This window comes from Flagellimonas olearia, from assembly GCF_009184425.1.
GTDB classification, from domain to species: Bacteria; Bacteroidota; Bacteroidia; order Flavobacteriales; family Flavobacteriaceae; genus Flagellimonas; species Flagellimonas olearia.
On the sequence record NZ_WELG01000061.1, the window covers coordinates 1 to 433 of the forward strand.

1 pseudogene is annotated in these 433 nt (G+C 48.5%); it reads right to left on the bottom strand.

Going from position 1 to position 433, the window contains the following annotated elements:
- Positions 1-290 precede the first annotated feature (290 nt).
- Positions 291-433: pseudogene (locus tag F8C76_RS19220) on the bottom strand (IS256 family transposase); the annotation flags it as partial.

The window sequence follows — 433 nt, forward strand, 5'->3', positions numbered from 1 at the left end:
AGTAAGCGTCCCTCCCTTCGTGATTCTTTACATCCAGATTTTTCCTGCCTGGCGTTTTCTTTCATGAACTTGTCACTTTTCTTCTGTCTAATCATTTGGACAACAAATGAAATGGTAAGGAAGAAAAGGCAATGGATGATTATTTGGAAGAACGCATAGAACAAAGGCTGTTAATGGAAAGCTTGGAAGAGTGCCTTGAAGATGATGGCTGGGTGGACGACGGTGAGGAGCTGTAATCCTCGACCGTTTGTCTAGAGGGTGTTCAAAACTCTGTGTCACAGCCAGCAGCCTCACAGGCTGATGTATTTGTCCAGGCGCTCGGGGAAGTGGATGGCCATCTGTGACAGCGTCAGATTCCAGTTCTGCACCGGGTGGGTCCAGCGCTCGGATGCCTTGAGTATACCGGCATAGAGCAGCTTCAGTAAGGCGTTCT